15 protein-coding genes are annotated in these 18,958 nt (G+C 58.9%); all 15 read left to right on the top strand.

Going from position 1 to position 18,958, the window contains the following annotated elements:
* Positions 1-23 precede the first annotated feature (23 nt).
* The 15 genes from MHK00_RS00445 (at position 24) to MHK00_RS00515 (ending at position 18,945) form a co-directional block, all read left to right on the top strand.
* A complete protein-coding gene (locus MHK00_RS00445; protein WP_005328789.1) occupies positions 24-569 on the top strand; it encodes a YceD family protein in 546 nt (181 codons plus the stop codon).
* A complete protein-coding gene (rnc, locus tag MHK00_RS00450) occupies positions 566-1,336 on the top strand; it encodes a ribonuclease III (RefSeq protein ID WP_005328787.1) in 771 nt (256 codons plus the stop codon). The genes MHK00_RS00445 and rnc overlap by 4 nt, the downstream gene beginning before the upstream one ends.
* A 2-nt stretch (positions 1,337-1,338) precedes the next feature.
* Complete coding sequence (gene mutM, locus MHK00_RS00455) at positions 1,339-2,154, top strand: bifunctional DNA-formamidopyrimidine glycosylase/DNA-(apurinic or apyrimidinic site) lyase (protein WP_005325283.1); 816 nt, start codon at positions 1,339-1,341, stop codon at positions 2,152-2,154.
* 53 nt (positions 2,155-2,207) lie between these two features.
* Positions 2,208-3,707 (top strand): alanine/glycine:cation symporter family protein, encoded by a 1,500-nt coding sequence (locus MHK00_RS00460; protein ID WP_005325282.1) that lies wholly within the window; start codon positions 2,208-2,210, stop codon positions 3,705-3,707.
* Positions 3,708-3,723: 16 nt separating this feature from the next.
* Positions 3,724-4,008, top strand: a complete 285-nt coding sequence (locus tag MHK00_RS00465) for an acylphosphatase (RefSeq protein WP_005325281.1) — start codon at positions 3,724-3,726, stop codon at positions 4,006-4,008.
* 78 nt (positions 4,009-4,086) lie between these two features.
* Complete coding sequence (smc, locus tag MHK00_RS00470) at positions 4,087-7,608, top strand: chromosome segregation protein SMC (protein WP_250410013.1); 3,522 nt, start codon at positions 4,087-4,089, stop codon at positions 7,606-7,608.
* A gap of 89 nt (positions 7,609-7,697) precedes the next feature.
* Positions 7,698-9,686 (top strand): signal recognition particle-docking protein FtsY, encoded by a 1,989-nt coding sequence (gene ftsY, locus MHK00_RS00475; protein WP_250410014.1) that lies wholly within the window; start codon positions 7,698-7,700, stop codon positions 9,684-9,686.
* 371 nt (positions 9,687-10,057) lie between these two features.
* Positions 10,058-13,036 (top strand): DUF4040 family protein, encoded by a 2,979-nt coding sequence (locus MHK00_RS00480; protein WP_250410015.1) that lies wholly within the window; start codon positions 10,058-10,060, stop codon positions 13,034-13,036.
* Positions 13,036-13,512 (top strand): sodium:proton antiporter, encoded by a 477-nt coding sequence (locus tag MHK00_RS00485; protein WP_250410016.1) that lies wholly within the window; start codon positions 13,036-13,038, stop codon positions 13,510-13,512. The genes MHK00_RS00480 and MHK00_RS00485 overlap by 1 nt, the downstream gene beginning before the upstream one ends.
* Positions 13,512-15,053 carry a monovalent cation/H+ antiporter subunit D family protein gene (locus MHK00_RS00490; RefSeq protein ID WP_250410017.1) on the top strand — a complete coding sequence of 514 codons (1,542 nt, stop codon included), beginning with the start codon at positions 13,512-13,514 and terminating at the stop codon, positions 15,051-15,053. The genes MHK00_RS00485 and MHK00_RS00490 overlap by 1 nt, the downstream gene beginning before the upstream one ends.
* Positions 15,054-15,587, top strand: coding sequence for a monovalent cation/H+ antiporter subunit E (locus tag MHK00_RS00495; RefSeq protein WP_005325271.1), 534 nt, complete (start codon positions 15,054-15,056; stop codon positions 15,585-15,587).
* The gene (locus MHK00_RS00500) at positions 15,584-15,874 is read left to right on the top strand and encodes a cation:proton antiporter (protein ID WP_250410018.1); all 291 of its coding nucleotides are present in this window, start codon (positions 15,584-15,586) and stop codon (positions 15,872-15,874) included. Before MHK00_RS00495 ends, MHK00_RS00500 begins: the two co-directional genes overlap by 4 nt.
* A 3-nt stretch (positions 15,875-15,877) precedes the next feature.
* Positions 15,878-16,246, top strand: a complete 369-nt coding sequence (locus MHK00_RS00505) for a Na+/H+ antiporter subunit G (protein ID WP_005325266.1) — start codon at positions 15,878-15,880, stop codon at positions 16,244-16,246.
* Between the two features lie 230 nt (positions 16,247-16,476).
* Complete coding sequence (locus MHK00_RS00510; protein WP_250410019.1) at positions 16,477-16,815, top strand: P-II family nitrogen regulator; 339 nt, start codon at positions 16,477-16,479, stop codon at positions 16,813-16,815.
* A gap of 6 nt (positions 16,816-16,821) precedes the next feature.
* On the top strand, positions 16,822-18,945 hold the full coding sequence (locus MHK00_RS00515; RefSeq protein ID WP_250410020.1) for a [protein-PII] uridylyltransferase: 2,124 nt from the start codon (positions 16,822-16,824) through the stop codon (positions 18,943-18,945).
* Positions 18,946-18,958: the final 13 nt, after the last annotated feature.

The raw sequence follows: 18,958 nt of genomic DNA on the forward strand, positions 1-18,958 counted from the left end.
GGCAAGGTAGACTACCTAGTGTTATGACATCACCATTGAAGTTCGATGTGGGCGAATTGTTGAACGCCCAAGGCGCTGACGCACTGCCGGAGCAACGCACCCAGACCGGCCCCGCACCTGAGAGGATTGGCGTCGAGATGATCGCCATTCCGAAGGGCGAAGAGCTTACCGTAGACGCCACCTTGACCCCACTTGGTGCAGGTGTCTTGGTGGACGCCAACGTATCTGGACGGCTGACAGGGGAATGCTCCCGGTGCTTGAAGGAACTGCACCCAGAGCTGGACTTGCATGTCACGCAGGTCTTTGCCGCCGATGAATCCTTCGTCTCCGGCGATGATCCTGCAGCCGATGATGAAGGCTCCGGAGATGAGATTCCGGAGATCGAGGATGATGAGCTGAACCTTTTGCAGGCCGTGATCGATGAGGCAGGACTCAACCTTCCCTTTGCGCCGGTATGTGAAGATGGCTGTGAGATTGACACGCCTGAAGGTGTGACCACCGGTATCTCTGGCGAAGAAGAGGAAGACAAGGTCGATCCCCGCTGGGCTGGTTTGGAGAAGTTCCTATGAGCCGCAAAAAGAAGCTAACCGGGGAAGAAGCGCTGGCAGCCGAGTTTGCTGCCGTAGACCACACCCCATTGTTGGAATCGCTTGGCGTGGATTTGCAGCCAGAACACCTGCGCCTAGCGCTTACTCACCGCTCTTTTGCCAATGAGAATGGGCATTTGCCTAATAACGAGCGCTTAGAGTTTTTGGGCGATGCGGTGCTGGGCCTGTCGGTGGCCTCCCAGCTATACATCACTTATCCTTCTCGTCCGGAATCGGATATTTCCAAGATGCGTGCCTCGATCGTCTCGCGCTATGGCCTATCGGATATCGCTCGTGAGATAAACCTCGGCCCGCACATTTTGCTGGGCAAGGGCGAGCAGTCCACTGGTGGACGCGATAAGGATTCCATCCTTGCCGATACCACCGAGGCAATCTTTGGCGCTATCTACCGCGAGCATGGATTCGAAACTGCGCGAGATGTCATCCTGCGCCTATTTGCAGAAAAGATCGACAATGCGACCGTGAGTGGCCGCCATCTGGATTGGAAGACCACTTTGCAGGAGCTGTGTGCCGAGCTTAAGGCACCGATGCCGGTCTACTCGGCTACCTCCACCGGCCCAGAACATGACCAGACCTTTAACGCGGTAGCTACCGTCGCTGGTCTGACCGTGGGCAATGGAGTGGGACACAATAAGAAGCTGGCCGAGCAGCAAGCAGCTCAAGAGGCGTGCCAGACTTTGCGTGAGACTCCTCTCTTGGTGCAGGGCACTGCGCATAAAGAAGGCTAAGCATGCCGGAACTGCCGGAAGTCGAGTCCGTCCGCCGGGGTCTTGAGCCCCACGTGGTGGGGCGGACTTTTGAGTCTGTGCAAGTCCTGCACCCGCGTGCCAACCGTGGCCAAGATGAGCCACTCTCCGGTCTTCTTATCGGTAAAGAGGTCGCCGCTGTGGCTCGGCGGGGAAAGTTCATGTGGCTGGAATTTGTGGGCGAAGATTCCATGGATCCCCACCGCGACGTCCTCTTCATCCACTTGGGCATGTCGGGCCAAGTTCGAATCGGCACGACCGATTCGCCGCATCTGCGCATTAGCGCTCAGCTAAGCGGTGGGGTAGAGCTTAGCTTTGTAGACCAGCGCACCTTTGGCTATTGGCTCTATGCACCGTGGGCGAAGATCTCGCACATTGGCATTGACCCGTTGGAACCAGACTTCGACATTGTGGCAACCGCACGGCGCTTGCGGGCCAAGAAGACTGCAGTAAAGACTGCACTATTGGATCAAACCTTGGCTTCTGGAATCGGCAATATCTATGCCGATGAATCCCTGTGGGCGGCACAGATTCCGCCCCGCAAAAGGGCATCGACGTTGCGGCAAAAGGATGCCGTAGCTCTGCTTGAAGCGGCCCAAGAGGTCATGGCCGCCGCCCTAAAAGTGGGTGGCACGAGCTTCGATTCCTTGTACGTCAACGTGAATGGTGAATCGGGATACTTCTCGCGGTCCCTGGCCGCGTATGGGCGGGCTGGCCAGCCCTGTCAGCGGTGTGGTACGCCCTTGGAGCGCTGCGTAATTTCAGGGCGTTCCACCCATTTCTGCCCCCATTGCCAATAAGTTATGGCGCATGGGGTTCACGTTGTGAACCTCAAGGCAGTAAATTATTCTGCATGGATTTTCTTGAAAATGTCGTAACGACATTTAATGACGGCGTATGGTCGTGGATTCTGCCCTGGCTGCTCATCGCTGCGGGCCTATTCTTCGGCATCCGTACCGCTTTGGTGCAGGTGCGCATGGTGCCAGATATGTTCCGCGCCGTCGTCGAGCGACCCAAGGGGGAAGGTCGCGATGAGGACGAGGACTATGGGGGTATCTCTGCTTTTAAGGCCTTCACTATTTCGGCCGCCTCCCGCGTCGGCACTGGCAACGTGGCCGGAGTGGCCGTGGCCATTTCCGTGGGCGGCCCAGGTGCTGTCTTTTGGATGTGGCTCATCGCCATCCTTGGTGGTGCAACTGCATTCATCGAATCCACCCTGGCGCAGCTGTGGAAGGTACGCGATGGTGATGGTTACCGTGGTGGCCCTGCGTACTACATGAAGCGCGGTTTGGGCTGGGGCCCGCTTGGCGTTCTTTTCTCCATCGCTATCGCTTTTACCTTTGGTTTGGTCTACAACGCCTTCCAGACCAACGCCATCGCGGATGCGGTGTCCTTCTCTTTTGACCGCGATGACACCATGTTCCGTGCCATCATCGGTGTTGTTATCGCCGTGGTTGCAGGCCTCATCATCTTTGGCGGTGTTAACCGCATTGCCAATATCACCCAGATCATCGTGCCTTTTATGGCGGTGGCCTACCTGCTTGTCGGCGGTTTTGTAGTCATCACGAACTTTGACAAGGTGCCGGGAATGGTTGGCGATATTGTCGGCCACGCTCTGGGTATAAAGGAAATCGCTGGCGCCGGTCTTGGTGCGGCCATGATGAAGGGTATTCAGCGCGGACTGTTCTCCAACGAAGCTGGTGAGGGCTCTGCTCCGAACGCAGCCGCTACCGCGGCAGTGTCCCACCCGGTCAAGCAGGGTTTGGTTCAAACCCTCGGCGTGTACTTTGACACTTTGGTGGTGTGTACCATCACCGCCTTTATCATCCTGCTGGGACCAGAGATTGCCTACGGCGCCGAAGCAGAAGGCGTCTCCTTGACTCAGGCGGCACTGTCTTCTGAGGTGGGCGACTGGGGCATCCACTTCGTTAGCTTCATCCTCTTCTTCCTGGCTTTCTCCTCCATCCTGGGCAATTACTACTTGGCGGAATCTAACCTGGAATACCTCACCCAGAGCAAGCCTGCGTTGGTGATTTTCCGCCTCGTCGTTCTCTTCTTCGTTTGGTTTGGCGCAGTGGGCTCCCTGCCGCTGGTCTTTGCGTTGGCCGATACCGGTGCGGCAACCATGGTGATCCTCAATATCATCGCCATCGTGCCGCTATCCGGTGTGGCGATTAAGCTGCTCAAGAATTACAACGAACAGCGCAGCCACGGCATTGACCCGGTATTCCACCGCGATATGATGCCGGAACTGAAGGGCGTAGAGTGCTGGGACGGATCGGATCCTGTCACTCGCCGCAGCGAGGAGGATCGCCGCGTGTTGCGCGATAAGGGACACCACGACCGCTATTAGAAGTTTGGGAGGCCGCATGGCACTGGAGAGAATGACCGCTTTTGTCCATGGGCACGTCCAAGGAGTGGGCTTTCGTTGGTGGACGCGCTCCCGGGCCTTGGAGCTCGGTTTGAGCGGGCATGCCACCAATCTGAGAGATGGCCGGGTGCAGGTGGTAGCAGAAGGTCCGCGGGAGAAATGCGAGGAATTGCTGGGACTCCTCAATGAGCAGCCGAGTACGACCCGCCGCCCGGGAACGGTGGACTTGGTTGTCGAACAATGGGCTGCCCCTAAGGGCGAATCTGGTTTCATCGAACGTTAACTCGCAGCACAAGCCGGGTCGAGCGAACCCCGAGGCTCGGCTGGGCAGCTGCGTTCAAGGCTTGCTAAACTTACCCAAATGCACCTGAAATCGCTGACGCTGAAAGGCTTCAAATCATTCGCGTCGGCGACGTCTCTGAAATTCGAGCCAGGAATTTGCGCCGTCGTCGGGCCGAATGGCTCCGGCAAGTCCAATGTGGTGGACGCTCTGGCCTGGGTAATGGGTGAGGGAAGCGCCAAGACGCTGCGCGGCGGAAAGATGCAAGATGTCATCTTTGCCGGCGCCGGCGACCGCAAGGCTCTGGGGCGCGCCGAGGTCACCCTCACCATCGATAATGCGGACGGTGCGCTGCCGATCGAATACTCGGAAGTGTCGGTCACCCGCCGCATGTTCCGTGATGGTGCCAGCGAATACGAAATCAATGGCTCCAAAGCGCGCCTGATGGATATTCAGGAGCTGCTATCTGATTCCGGTATTGGCCGCGAGATGCACATTATCGTCGGCCAGGGCAAGCTTTCTGAGATCCTAGAATCGCGGCCTGAGGATCGGCGCTCGTATATCGAAGAAGCCGCGGGTGTACTCAAGCACCGCCGCCGCAAGGAAAAAGCGCAGCGCAAGCTCACCGGCATGCAGGCCAATTTGGATCGCCTGCAGGACCTTACTGATGAGTTGGGAAAACAGCTCAAGCCTTTGGCCCGCCAGGCTGAGGCCGCGCAGCGCGCCGCCACTGTGCAGGCTGATCTGCGCGACGCCCGCCTGCGGCTGGCAGGAGATAGGGTGGTGCGCCTGCGCAGCAAGTTCCAGGAGGCCGAGCGCGCGGCAGAGGTCTTAGCCGAGCAGGTAGAAGAAGTTACCGCGCAGCTGGAAGAAGCAACGGGTTCTCAGTTAGAAGTGGAAGCCCAGCTAGAGGAGGTAAACCCCAAAGCGGATGCTGCCCAAAAGCTGTGGTTCGACCTGTCCACGCTGTCCGAGCGTATTTCCGCGACCCAGCGCATTGCGGAGGAACGAGCGGCCAATGCCGGCGCGCAGGTGGCCTATTCCGGCCAGGATCCGGATGACCTAGAGGCACGGGCTGCCCGCGCGGACGAAGAACATGCAGAGCTTCTCGCCGCGTCGGAGGAAGCTGCGGAACGCCTGGAGGCTATCCGCGAAGAGGTAGCAGAGCGCCGTGAAGCATTCGAGGCCGCTGAGCGCGAGCACATGGCGCAGCTGCGTGCCATTGCGGATAGGCGCGAGGGCGTCGTCCGCCTCATCGCCGCAGAGGAAAAAGCGGCAGGCCAGGTTACTTCGGCAGAAGAGGAGCTGGCGCGCCAGGAAGAGACCCTGACTTCTACCAAGCAGCGCACCCAAGCTGCCCAGGCGGAGGCCGATGAGGTTGCAGATAGGTTGCAGTCTTTGGCCGGCGAGCGTGAGCCGCTCGAGGAAGCCCATGTGCGGGCGGCCAGTGAATCGGGTGCGGCCGATAAGCGTTTGGAGCAGCTTCGCGATGAGCAGCGCGAGCGTGAGCGCGCTGTCTATACCTTGCGTTCCCGCATCGATACCTTGGCCCAGACCGCGCCGGAAAAGATTGAGGTAGGCGAGCATTTCCAACCGTTGGCCGAGTTCATTACTACCAAGTACGAGACCGCGGTAGCTGCCGCGTTGGGTGCTTTTGCAGAGGCCCAGGCCGGCGAGATTTCTGCCCAGCTGATTGCAGACTTAGAAAAGGGAACACGCTCCGCGCTTATCGACGTCTCCGTTGCCGCCCCCGCCACTTCCTGGCGCGTGGATGCGACTTTGCCCGCAGGCACCTCGTGGTTGCTCGACCATATTGCGGTGGTCCCCGAGGTATCCGCTGCGCTGCACCGCCTCCTTGCGGATGTCGTGCTCGTCTCCGATGTCGCGGAGGCGAAAAAGTTGGTGGCCGAGGACCCCCGCTTGCGTGCCGTCACCGAATCCGGCGTGGTGTTGGGTGAAGGTTGGGTAGAAGTAGGCACCGGTGCCTCATCCACGGTCGAGGTTTCCGCCCGCATCGCGGAGGCAGAGGAGCAGCTGGAATCCGCCACGCAGGAGCTGGAAGAACTATCCGGCACGCTCGAGGGCGCGAAGATCGCGGCGGAGGATGCCCGCGTGACTGCAGCCTCGGCGAAGGCTGCCTTGCGCGAGCACGATACCGAAGTTGATGCGTGGAAACGCGATCACCAGCGCCTGCTCAAGCAGTACGAGGCCAATAAGAACGAGCACGAGAAGGCCGCGGCGCGGGCAACCGAGATCGAGGTCAAGCTCACCGAGGCTCGCACGCAGCTTGCCGACGCCCGCGATAGGCTCGCCCGCGTCGATGCGGACGAGCAGCCCGACGAGCCCTCTTCGGTAGAACGCGACGAGGCCTCCGCAGCATTAGAGCAGGTCAAGTCCATGGAAATGGAGGCGCAGGTGGCAGCCCGCTCGGCCCAAGACCACGTGGGTCAGGTAGCCGGGAAGGGGGAGGCGTTGCGTCGCCAAGCGCAGCATGAACGCCAAGCCAAGGCCCGCCATGAGCAAGCCATGGCGCGGCGCAAGGCCCAGGGCGAGTTGGCTGGTGCGGTAGCCAAGCATTCACGCGATCTGGCCGCGCGTGCCACGCAGCTGCTCGAGCGCGCTACCTCTGAGCGTGATGACTACTTTGCGCAGCGCACCTCCTTAAACTCACAGCTGCAGCAGGTCAAGCAACACGTCTCGGCTGCGCGGCAGCAGCTGGACCGGCTGACCAACCGCGCCCATGACTCGGAAATTGCTCGCTCCCAGGCCCAGGTGCGCGTGGACGAAGCAGAAGCCAAGATCGTGGAACAGCTGGGCATTGCGATTTCGGATCTCTTGCAGGACTACACTCCAGGCGAAGATTTCGACCGCGGGGCGGAAAACGCGCGCCTGAAGCAAGCGGAAAAGGACCTCAATTCACTAGGCAAGGTCAACCCGCTCGCGTTGGAGGAATACAAGGCTTTGGAGGAGCGCTATTCCTTCCTGTCCACTCAGTTGGAGGATGTCATCCAAGCCCGCAAGGATCTTGCGGGTGTTATCGAAGACGTAGACGCGCAGATCTTGCAGCTTTTTACCGATGCGTGGCACGACGTCGAGGCAGAATTTCCAAAGGTTTTCCAGACCCTTTTCCCCGGTGGCGAGGGACGCCTCATTCTCACAGAGCCAGAGGACATGCTCACCACCGGCATCGAGGTGGAAGCGCGCCCACCGGGAAAGAAGGTCAAGCGCCTGTCCTTGCTATCTGGTGGCGAGAAGTCGCTTACTGCCCTTGCGATGCTGGTAGCTATCTTCCGCGCCCGCCCCAGCCCGTTCTATGTCATGGACGAGGTTGAGGCAGCGCTTGATGACGTCAACCTGCGCCGCCTCATTGCCCTCTTTGAGGAGCTGCGTAAAGACTCGCAGCTAATCGTGATTACGCACCAAAAGCCGACGATGGATGTCGCCAACGTCCTCTATGGCGTAACCATGCGCGGCGATGGTGTTACTCGCGTGATTTCGCAGCGCATGAATCCCGCAGGCAGCGCCCCTGGAACGGAGCAAGCCAGCGAGGATGCCACTCGCTTGGGCGTAGATGCTCCCCGTGGTGACGAGGCGGGGAAGTAGCCTGGGCTCGTCGACTTCCCGCAGACTTCCTTCCGCTATAGGAGGGGGTTTGGCGTGCCGCGAGCTGAGAAGACTGGCACTATAGAGGCATGAATTCTTTATGGTTATGGATCGGCATTGCGATCGTCGTCATCGTGCTGATTATTCTTCTCGTGGTAATCGGCAAAAAGCGCGGCGACGCCAAGAAGGTGTCCTTTGATAAGCCTGCTGAGGAAGAACCGAAGCAGCTGACCCAGGAGCAAAAGTCCGGCAACTATCAAGCCAAGTCCGGCTTTAACTTCGCTCCTGCTGGCGGCGCTAAGGAAGCGCAGAAAGCCCCGGTTCAGGCGGATAAACCCGCTGCGAACAAGCCAGCCCCAGAAAAGCAGGCTCAGCCGCAGAAGGCCGCTAAGGCAGAGCCGAATGCTACCGACATCGCCAACGAGCAGCTCAGCGGCAAGACCCCACAGTCGAAGGAGAAGCCGAAGGCGCAGGCTAAACCGCAGGAGCAGGCTGATAAGCCACAGTCTGCTCAGTCCACGACTGATGCTGCGGCAAACAAGCCCGTGGCCGACGAGCCTGTGGCAGGCAAGCCTGTGGCAGAGGAACCAGAAACCAAACCGGCACCTCAGCAGGCTCAGACGGCGAAAACCGACAAACCGGCAGAGCCTACTAAGCCCGCCGAGGTCAAAGCGCCAGCGGAGGAGAAGAAGCAAGCGGCAGAATCTTCCGCTGATAAGGCAGACAAACCACAGTCCAAGGGAACTGGCGCTGCGGCCGCGGCGGCGGCTGCTGGCGCGGCAGGAGTAGCGGGTGCGGCAGCTGGGGCGTCGGAAAGCGAAGAATCACACGCGGACCGTGCCCCGGAAACGGCCGAGGAGCCAGAAGCTGCACCCAAGCCGGAGGAGCCGGTAACTGCTGAAAAGGCAGAAGATCCAGAAGACGTTGTCTCCGTGGAGAATGCCGAGGTAGAAGAGGAGTCCCCAGTCTTCGACGAGGTTGTTGAAGACAATGATGCGGAAGACATCGAAGAGCGGGTCGATGACCGTGAGGAGGCCGAAGAAGCTGCGGCCGCTGCCGAGGCACAAACCGGTGCAGCCGAAGCCGCCAAGGAACAGACCGAAGCTCCAACAGGTGAGCCTGCTCCAGCGCCAGCTCCGCAGGATGATATTGCACCCGCCGGTGGACGTCTCGGCCGCTTGCGTGGTCGCCTTTCGCGCTCGCAAAATGCCATCGGCCAAGGGCTTATGGGAATTTTGTCCGCAGGCGATCTGGATGAAGACGCCTGGGAGGAAGTCGAAGACACGCTCATCATGGCGGATTTGGGCACCAAGTCCACGATGAAGGTGACTGATTCCCTGCGCGAGAAGATCGCTGAGCGCGGCGTCTCCAGCGAGGATGAGGCCCGTGCCATGCTGCGCGAATGCCTGATTGAAGCAGGCCACCCAGAGATGGATCGCTCCATTAAGGCCATGCCGAATGAGGGCAAGCCAGCAATCGTAATGGTCGTCGGTGTCAATGGCACCGGTAAAACCACAACCACTGGCAAGCTTGCTCGCGTGCTGGTAGCCATGGGCCACAAGGTCCTTTTGGGTGCTGCCGATACTTTCCGTGCTGCGGCTGCTGATCAGCTTGAGACGTGGGGTCGCCGCGTTGGCGCCGATACCGTGCGCGGCAAGGAAGGTGCCGACCCAGCATCTGTAGCCTTCGATGCGGTAGCAACCGGCGTGGAACAGCAAGTAGATGTGGTCTTGGTCGACACCGCAGGCCGACTCCATACCTCCACGGACTTGATGGACCAGCTGGGCAAGGTCAAGCGCGTGGTGGAGAAGAAGACCGATGTGGACGAGGTCCTGCTGGTATTGGATGCCACGGTGGGGCAGAACGGCCTTACGCAGGCACGAATCTTCCGCGAGGTAGTAGATATTACCGGTGTGGTTCTCACCAAGCTGGACGGCACTGCCAAGGGCGGAATCGTCTTCCAGGTACAAGAAGAATTGGGCGTACCAGTCAAGCTTGTGGGCTTGGGCGAAGGCGCCGATGATCTCGCGCCATTCGAGGTTGAAGGCTTCGTCGACGCCCTGTTGGGTGAGAAGTAGTAGCTAAGCTTGTAGCTCCCCCTGCATATCGGGTGCCACGTACGTGCGCCACGGTGTGCTGGGGGAGTCCTTCGTTTTCATGGGCGAGTTATAGCGTGCAGCAATCTTGCGAATTCTTTTCGCTCTCATCTCGCTGTCGGTTCGCAGACTATGCAAAAAGGCCTATGCAATTGGCGCGGGAATAAGTCCTGCTGAGCGCCTGTGAATTCTCTGCCTGCGAGCGTAATTGTGGCGGTTGTGCTTGTCTTTTATGAAGCGTAGGGGAATGCTGCAATGTGGTTTGACCTTGGCGGGAATGGTAGCCTGAAAGGGCTGTATTTAATGCGAAATTCGCATTAAACCTAGACCAAGGTTCGTGAGGCAAGTATTTCGTGACGCTACTTTATGCAGTCCTCCTCGCGGCGCTGGCAGTGATCTTGGCACCGGTAACCGTAAAGGTTATTGACCGAAAGGCAGGCTATCCACTAGCTGGCCTTTTTCTTATTGCAGCGGTCCTCATCGCCAAGGAATTTCCTGCCATTGCAGCCGGGGAGGAATTAAGTTTCCACGCCACTTGGGTGCGTGATTTCATCGCACCAGGCGTCGACGTAAGTTTTGCTCTCCGCGGGGACGCGTTGAGCATCTTCTTCGCTATGTTGGCGCTGGTCATTGGCGCCGTCGTTTTCACTTATTCGGCGGCCTATCTGCCCAAGAATGAGGGCAACACCAGCTTTTATACCTTGATGACAGCGTTCACGCTGTCCATCTTGTTGCTGGTTCTGGCCAACGACGTGGTGGTTTTGTTCCTTGCTTGGGAGCTAGTCTCCTTGGCTTCGTTTATGTTGATTGCTCGCTCCGGTTCAGGCGGCGAGGCTGGTTCGCAGCGCACACTGATCCTGACCTTTATTGGTGGATTGACCCTGCTGACCGGCTTGGGTATCGCCGCGACGGTGACCGGAACGACTACCGTTTCTGAGATCTTGGCGTCCCCTGTATGGACGGAACGCCCAGGGGTAACGGCAGCCGTAGCCGTGTTGATTGCGGCGTCCGCCTTTACTAAGGCGGCGCAGTTCCCATTCCATTTCTGGTTGCCAGAGGCTATGGCCGCCGCCACGCCGGTATCGGCTTTCCTTCACGCGGCAGCGGTGGTCAAGGCCGGTGTGTACCTGCTTATTCGTTTTTCCACCATCTTCCACGATGTGGCGGTGTGGAATTGGTTGCTCATCGTCGTAGGCATGGGCACCGCGGTGATGTCCGCGGTATTTGCAGTGCAGAAGACGGATCTGAAGAAGCTTACGGCCTATTCCACCGTCTCCCATCTGGGCTGGATTGTTGCCACCATCGGTGTGGGCACCCCGTTCGCTATCGCCGCAGCGCTGGTCCATACTCTGGCGCACGCGCTGTTTAAGTCCTCGCTGTTTATGCTCATTGGCGTCATCGACCACGAGGCCGGGTCGCGCGATATTCGCCGCCTTGGACCGCTGTGGAATAAGATGCCGTGGACCTTCGGTTCCGTAGTAATCGGTGCAGCCTCGATGGCTGCGGTGCCACCGCTTTTGGGCTTTGTGTCCAAGGAAGGAATGCTTACCGCGTTTGAAGACGCCCCGATTGGCGGCGCGGGCCAGGTAATCCTTCTGATCGTTGCCGGTATCGGTGCGTTCTTCACCTTTACTTACTCCGCAAAGATTGTCTTCGGCGCCTTCTTTGACGGACCTCGCGACATGGGAGATGTCCATGAAGCACCAGTGTCGCTGTGGCTACCTGCAGCTTTGCCGGGCTTTATGTCTCTGCCGCTGGTATTTGTGCTCGGGCTCTTTGATGCCCCGATCGATGATGCAGTGGCTGCCGTGGGATTGGAGCATCATTCGCACCTTGCCCTCTGGCACGGGCTCAACGTTCCTTTCCTTATCTCGCTAGTGGTCCTCATCCTCGGTATTGCCGGTATCTTTGCCCGCAAGAAGATGTGGGCAAGCTTTGAAGCCCACGAGTTCATGCCGCGCAGCGGCAATGATTTGCTGTACTCCTTGATGAAGGGCTGCTCCCAGTTGGGGCGCGTCCTAGGCAAGATGTCCGACTCGCATAATCCATCCCGCCACATGCTGCCGATTGTCATTTTGATCATCGTGCTGGCTGCCACCACCCTCATCCGCGATGGCGTCGACGGGGTAGCGCTGCAACCACGGGTGGATGGTCTGGATAACCCATGGGACCTGCTGCCACTGGGCATCATCGCCCTGGCGATGTTTGGACTGGTTCGCACCCAGAATCGTTTGACCGGTGCCATCATGATTGGCATTGCCGGCTCGGGCGTGACCCTGCAGATGTTCCTGCTGGGCGCACCTGACGTGGCGCTGACCCAGTTTATGGTGGAGGCCCTGTCCGTCATCGTCATGATGATGGTGCTGCGCTACCTGCCAGAAACCTTCCATCCGGTGAAGAACAAATCCCGCAAGACCGGCTCCATCGTCATTGCGGTCTTGGCCGGCGTGGCTGCGTTCCTAGGTGTGTGGGGACTCATGGGTCGACACGAGCGCTCCGATTTGGCCATGTGGTACCTGGACAATGCTCCGGACATCACCGGCGGCGACAACGTTGTCGCTACTATCATCGTGGAGTTCCGTGCACTCGATACCTTGGGCGAGCTTTCCGTACTGGGCATGGCTGCGGTGGTTATTGCAGCCATCACCACGACGTTGCCGCGATTCCCGTTCAAGTCGGGTACACGCCCAGCGCCGTTTGGCCAGTCCCAGCTGAACTCCGTGCCATTGCGCAAGGGCGTGCACGTGGTTATCCCGCTGTTGGTCATTATGTCCGTCATCGTTTTCTTCCGCGGGCACAATGCCTCCGGCGGCGGCTTCCCCGCAGCGCTGATCATGGGCGCGGCAATCGGGCTTATCTATCTGTCCCGTGGCTCCGATGAAATTGTTTTCGGCCGCATGACTCCGATTCACCTGACCGGTATCGGCATCATCACCGCCTTGATCGCCGGCTTTGTAGGTTACTTGCACCACGGCATTGGCAATGGTGGCTTCTTGGCTGCAATCCATGCCGAAGCCTTTGGCCAACACTGGACCACCTCGCTCATCTTCGACTTGGGCATCTACCTAGCGGTGCTAGGTATGTTGACCATGGCGATTAACGCGTTGGGTGGCTACCTGCGCCCAGGCACGGAGCGTGACTTCTTGCCATGGGTTCATGATGATGGTTCCGCGCTGCCGACGACTCCACGCATTTCGCTTGAAGACGTCGACGATCCGTACCCAGACCCGATCAACCCTTCGACCGATCCGTTGGCCTTGCTGACGCCTTCGGAAGCAAAGACGAAGAGGAAGAGTAAGCGCTCCGCGGCTATCCGGGGAGGGGAGAAGTAATGATCCTTGCATTGACTATTGCTTTGCTCATCGGCAGTGCTGTCTATCTCATTCAGCAGCGCGGCTTGGTACGCATCGTGCTGGGCATGATGGCCTTTGGCCACGGTGCCAACCTGATGCTGCTGGCTACGGGCGTGTATTCCTACCGCGGAGAGTCCTTCCCATCCCAGGTTCCGCACGATCAGATGGCCGACCCGCTGCCGCAGGCCTTCGTGCTGACCGCCGTTGTTATTTCCATGGCAACCTCGACCATCTTGTTGACGATGGCGGCCATGGGCAAGAACGACGACACCGATGTGGTGGAACCAGTTGATGACAACACCATCGACCATGCCTTTTCGACCTTGGGACGCGACGCCCAAAATCGCCAAATTTTGGAGGAATCCACCAATCAGCTTGACCGAATTGGTCAGGTGGACCACAACACTCCCGTTGCAGAACGCGGGGTAACTGAACAGAAGGAGGATGACAAATAATGGCTGATGCTGTAGCTCAACTCCTTCCGCTATTTCCAGCGGTCCCGCTGATTGCAGCGGCCTTCGCACTGCTGGCACCGTGGCGTGCGGTACGCGATTCCATCATGCTTATCATCCCGGGTGTTGGAATTTTCGCCGGCCTGGGCCTGCTCATCTACACCATGAACAATGGGGTAGTAGCCCATACTGTTGGTCTCTACCAAGGCAATGTGGGTATCCCGTTTGCGGCGGATGCCTTCTCCGCGTTGATGATCATTACTACGATGATCGTCGCGTTTGGTGCCAACTGGTTTGCCATTGTGGGTGGGGAGACTAAGTCTCGCTACTATCCATCGCTCACCTTGATTTTGATCACCGGTGTGTGCGGTGCATTGCTGACCGCCGACCTCTTTAACTTCTTCGTCTTCATTGAGGTCATGCTTCTGCCGTCCTACGGCCTTATCACCATGTCTGGTACGTGGTCGCGCTTGGCAGCCGGCCGTGCCTTTGTCTTGGTTAACCTTTTCGCCTCCACCTTGTTGGTTGTTGGCGTGGGTTATATGTATTCGGTTACCGGTGCGGTCAACCTAGGCGCGCTGAAGGGCGCAGCGGCAGGCAACGGGCCGGTGACCGTGGCGGCAGGCTTGATCCTCATTGCGATTACCGCCAAGGCCGGCGTGTTCCCCGTGCAGTCGTGGCTGCCACGCACCTACCCAGGAACCTCCGCCGCGGTGATGGGCCTGTTTTCCGGCCTGCACACCAAAGTAGCCGTCTACATGCTCTACCGCCTCTACGTGCAGCTATTCGATCTGGAGCAGCGCTGGAATGTGCTGATCATCGTCATCATGATTATCTCCATGATGATCGGCGCCTTTGGCGGCCTAGCGGAAAATTCCATCCGCCGCGTCCTCGGCTACCAGATGCTCAACGGCATGCCATTCATTTTGGTCATGCTTGCGTTTGCCTCTGATGACCCACGTCGCGCACTGGCAGCTGGCATCATGTACACGATTCACCACATGCTGACCGTTGGTTCGCTGATTTTGGCCTCTGGTGCCATTGAGGAAACCTACGGCACAGGCTTGCTCAGCAAGCTTTCCGGCCTTGCTCGCCGCGACCCCATTATCGCGTGGATTTTCGCTGCCGGTGCATTCTCCGTCGTGGGCTTCCCACCGTTCTCGGGAATGTGGGGCAAACTGATGATTGTTTTCGAGATTGCCCGCGTGGGCGGTGCTTGGGCCTGGATTGCTATCGCGGCCATCATCATCGCTTCCTTCGCTGCCTTCTTGGCCATGCTGCGCGTGTGGCGCAAGGTCTTCTGGGGCAAGGGCCTGCCGGAGGACAAGGTTCCGGATGAACTGGTCATCCGCAAAAAGCTCATGGCCCCATCCGCCGCTCTCATCCTTGGTTCGCTGTGCATGTTCATCTTCTCCGGCATCGTCCTCGATGTCGTGGATGCTGCAGCGGAGCAGCTTTTGGACACTAACGCATATACTGAAACCGTCTTGGGCGACGAGCCGATTGCCGTTCCCACTATCGATGAAATCCAGGAGGGCCGTTAAATGAACGCAATTGTGTATGCATTGTGGCTCATCAAGGAGATTTTCGTCGCCGGCATTAGCTTGGCACTGGCGGCCTTCAAACCGGATAACGAATATAACCCAGTTATCATTCGTTACCCACTGCGCGTGACTAGCGCCTGGGAGATCTTCTGGTTTACGTCTTCCATTACCGCAACCCCGGGCACGCTCTCACTCGGTTTGCGCGAACCGCCCCGCAAGGGGCTGCCCCGCATCGTGCTAGTACAGGCAGTCCAAGGATCTGACCCGGCGGGAATCGTCGCTGATCTTGCTGATATGGAACAGCGCCTCGCCCCGCGGGTTAAGGACATCGATTACGGCGTCCCGGGTCAAGGGGAGACTACAGAATTGGATGAGGCTTTCTACGAGTATCCGCTCGAGTCCGTCGGTCGTTATATGCGCTCGCCTGACTTAGCACGGGCGGAGGACACTCCGCTTTCAGAAAGCGAAGCGGACGTCGAAAAGCCAAAGCGCCGCGCCCGCAACGTACAACGCAGAAAGGAGACCGAGCGATGATTGACTTTGCCACATTGTCCCCGTTCGGCTGGGTCGTATTTGTATGCGTATTCATCATGGGCGTCGCCACGTGGTGCGGCGTGCTGCTGGCGCTTCGCACGCGCGATGAGCTCACCCGCGCCATTACCTCGGATATCGTTTTCTACGGCATGATCTGCATGTATTTGGCGTGGTCGATGACCTATAACGCCCCGATGGCGTATTACATTGCACTCCTTGGAGCCATTGCCGCCGGTGTGCTACCGACGCTATCGATGGCCCGCATCATTTCGAAGGGTAGGCGATAAACCATGGCCATTTCTGAAATTATCGCCTCGGTCCTGCTTATCATCGCTACGCTCTTGGTGGTCGCTACGGTGGTGTCTCTGTGGCGAGCGCCCGATGCCTTGACCCGGGCCAACCTGCTGGGCCCCACTGTGGGACTTGCGGTACCGCTGATTATCGTGGCCAAATTGGTCGTAGATTTTGGCCGCGATGGCTTTTCGCTGTGGCTGCTCATCCAGGCACTGATCGCCTGCTTCGGTGTATGGATCATCGGCTCGGTAGGTTCCTTTTATCTGGGCCGCTCCATCTATGGCGTAACCGTCACCGACGTCAAGCACGCCAAGCACACCAATAAGGAAGTTCAGACCGTGCAAGCAGAGGAAGACGATATCTAGTCTTCTTCAGCTCCTTCTGGCGGCGAGCCTTTTCTGCTCCTGTGCGTAGCTGCGGGGAGAACAGAACAGCTCGCCGCTTTTCTGGTTGCACAGTGGGGTCTTCTGAGCCCACCAGCGCCCTGGATTCACAATGTGGAAAAGTTGCACAGCAATTGCTGTGCTCGGGCTAGAATGGATGCACGTTATTCGGTGCCTCTAGACCCGCCCCGAAGAGTTAGCAAGGAGTAACAATGAAACTCATCACGGCCATCGTTAAGCCCTTCACCCTGCCGGACATCCGCCAGGCTCTGGAGCAGCAGGAAGTACGCGGCCTCACTGTTACAGAAAGCCAGGGCTTCGGACAGCAACGTGGGCACAGCGAGGTATACCGAGGGGCAGAATACGCCACTGACTTCGTGCCTAAGGTCAAGCTGGAGGTTGTTGCGGCCGATGACCACGTCGAAGACATCATTAACGCCATCGTGGATGCTGCCTACACGGGAAAGATCGGCGACGGCAAGCTGTGGGTAACCCCAGTTGAAGATGCCATTCGTGTGCGCACCGGCGAGCGCGGCGAGGCGGCACTTTAAGCCCGCATGCATACCGCCGCACAGATTCGCGCCGAGGCCCATGCCTCGGCGCTTCGTGTATTGCGCAGTCTCGAGCTTCCACCTGGAACAGCGCTCGCTGCCACCGGAACCTTTGCGCGCAATGAGATGACCCCGCACTCGGATATTGATGTCATCCTCATCTATCCGGAAGGCCACGAGCCAGATCCGACTCTGGTGGAGCAGCTGTGGTATCCCGTGTGGGATGCCAAGTACCGCCTGGATTATGCCCTGCGTACCCCACAAGAGTGCGGGGCGATTGCTGCCGAAGATGCCTCTGCCGGCTTTGCCCAGTTGGATTTGGCCTTTGTCGCTGGGCGCAAGGTCCTGGTGGATGAGGCGCGGGCGCAATTGCTCGCTGCTTGGCGGCGCCAGCTGCAGCGCGGCTTTGATGATTTCTTGGATACCGCGATTACTCGGTGGAAACGTTCGGGCGCGGTGGCAGCGATGACGAACCCGGACTTGAAAAATGGGCGCGGGGGACTGCGCGATATTCAGCTCTTGCGCGCGATGGCCTTGGGAAACCTGTGCGACTTTCCAGATTTGGACGTTGAGCAGCGGCTGCTTCTCGACGCCCGCACGCTCCTGCACGTCACAGCCCGGCGCCACCGGGACATCTTGGATCCCGAGTTCGCCGCGGATGTAGCTGCGGACTTGGGGTTTGAAAGTCGTTATGCCTTGACGGCAGCTTTGGTCAGCGCTGCGGCCACGGTTAATAAGGCGGTGGAGCGCGGCCTTGCAACCGCCCGTGGGGTACTAGGCCGTAATGCTTCAGTGTCCGGCCGGGGCCGGCGACGCCCGCTCGATGTGGACGTGGTGTCCGAGGGCGGCAGCATTTACCTTTCGCGCAATCCTAATGTCGAGGACCCGTGGCTGCTCACCCGCGTGGCGGCTGCCGCGGCGCGCACGGGATATATCATCGCCGAGTCCACGTGGCACCAGCTCCAAGACCTGCCCGAGCTGCCGCCACGCTGGCCGCGGGCAGCGGTGGATGATTTCTTCGCTATTTTGTCCTCCCCGCGATGCACGCCGCGCGTCATACAAGACTTGGACCGCTATGGCCTATGGGAACGCTTAGTCCCAGAATGGGGGCATGTGCGCGGCTTATTGCCGCGCGAGCGCAGCCACGTCCATGCAGTGGACCATCATCTCATCGCAACGGTTACCCGCTGTGCGGAAATGCGTACCTCGGTGGCTCGTCCGGACTTATTGCTTTTGGCCGCGCTTTACCATGACATAGGCAAGGGCTACGGGCTCCCTCATGCCCAAGTAGGTGCGGAGATGATTACCCGTCAGGCAGCCCGTATGCGGTTGAGCGTCGCCGATAGGTCGCGCGCCCAAACCCTGGTGGCAGAACATACCACCTTGGCGCGGTTAGCGGCGACGATGGATCCGGCCTCCGACGCCGCTCGCGACACCTTATTGGCTGCCGCGCATTATGATCAGCTAACTATTTCCCTGTTAGCGGTTTTGGCAGAGGCGGATGCCCAATCGACCGGGCCTGGCGTGTGGACACCGCGAGTGGAGCAAGCACAGAAGCTGATCGTTGCGCGGGCACTCGAGGCGCTCAAACCGCGTGTTCTCGACCGCCCTGCTGTGCATGTACCCCTATCTACCGAAGGCGTTGCGCTCAAAGTGGATTGGGAAGACCAAGAAGTCAGCGTGTCGTGGTGCGGTACCTCTCAAGGGGAGCTAAAGCGCATCTTCGCCTTGTTATCGGCGCTGGGGTGGACCATCGTGCGAGCGAATATCGTTCGCGAGGACGATGGTGCCTATAAGGCGGAGTTTTTCATCCGCACGGTGCAGCAGACCCTAAAGGAAGCAGCGCAGGAGATAAGGTTTATCCAGTCCTATAACTCACGAACTTATACGGAGCTGCCGGTCATAGCAGGGGAGGTGACCACCGCGGCATTCGATGTGGGCGGTATTTTGGTCATCCGGACGGTCGAGCGCATCGGCGCTTTAGGCCACTTGGTAGAGGCACTGCCGGACTTTGTGTGGCTGCGCCATGAGGTTATGGGCGCGACAATGATCGTCAATGTGTACCTCGCCGGGCAGGTTTCTCGCGCTACCGTGGTGGGGAATGTGACCAGGGCCCTGGCTAGGGACTAAGATTGAATAGTTG

This window comes from Corynebacterium tuberculostearicum, from assembly GCF_022347385.1.
Classification (GTDB): Bacteria; Actinomycetota; Actinomycetes; order Mycobacteriales; family Mycobacteriaceae; genus Corynebacterium; species Corynebacterium tuberculostearicum_M.

Bases quoted from the DNA above. Each gene is read 5' to 3' on its own strand.
- MHK00_RS00505 (WP_005325266.1), top strand. From the start codon at position 15,878: ATGGCCATTTCTGAAATTATCGCCTCGGTCCTGCTTATCATCGCTACG.
- MHK00_RS00465 (WP_005325281.1), top strand. From the start codon at position 3,724: ATGGCACTGGAGAGAATGACCGCTTTTGTCCATGGGCACGTCCAAGGA.
- rnc (WP_005328787.1), top strand. From the start codon at position 566: ATGAGCCGCAAAAAGAAGCTAACCGGGGAAGAAGCGCTGGCAGCCGAG.
- MHK00_RS00510 (WP_250410019.1), top strand. From the start codon at position 16,477: ATGAAACTCATCACGGCCATCGTTAAGCCCTTCACCCTGCCGGACATC.
- MHK00_RS00490 (WP_250410017.1), top strand. From the start codon at position 13,512: ATGGCTGATGCTGTAGCTCAACTCCTTCCGCTATTTCCAGCGGTCCCG.
- MHK00_RS00485 (WP_250410016.1), top strand. From the start codon at position 13,036: ATGATCCTTGCATTGACTATTGCTTTGCTCATCGGCAGTGCTGTCTAT.
- MHK00_RS00495 (WP_005325271.1), top strand. From the start codon at position 15,054: ATGAACGCAATTGTGTATGCATTGTGGCTCATCAAGGAGATTTTCGTC.
- MHK00_RS00445 (WP_005328789.1), top strand. From the start codon at position 24: ATGACATCACCATTGAAGTTCGATGTGGGCGAATTGTTGAACGCCCAA.
- smc (WP_250410013.1), top strand. From the start codon at position 4,087: ATGCACCTGAAATCGCTGACGCTGAAAGGCTTCAAATCATTCGCGTCG.
- mutM (WP_005325283.1), top strand. From the start codon at position 1,339: ATGCCGGAACTGCCGGAAGTCGAGTCCGTCCGCCGGGGTCTTGAGCCC.
- MHK00_RS00515 (WP_250410020.1), top strand. From the start codon at position 16,822: ATGCATACCGCCGCACAGATTCGCGCCGAGGCCCATGCCTCGGCGCTT.
- ftsY (WP_250410014.1), top strand. From the start codon at position 7,698: ATGAATTCTTTATGGTTATGGATCGGCATTGCGATCGTCGTCATCGTG.
- MHK00_RS00460 (WP_005325282.1), top strand. From the start codon at position 2,208: ATGGATTTTCTTGAAAATGTCGTAACGACATTTAATGACGGCGTATGG.
- MHK00_RS00500 (WP_250410018.1), top strand. From the start codon at position 15,584: ATGATTGACTTTGCCACATTGTCCCCGTTCGGCTGGGTCGTATTTGTA.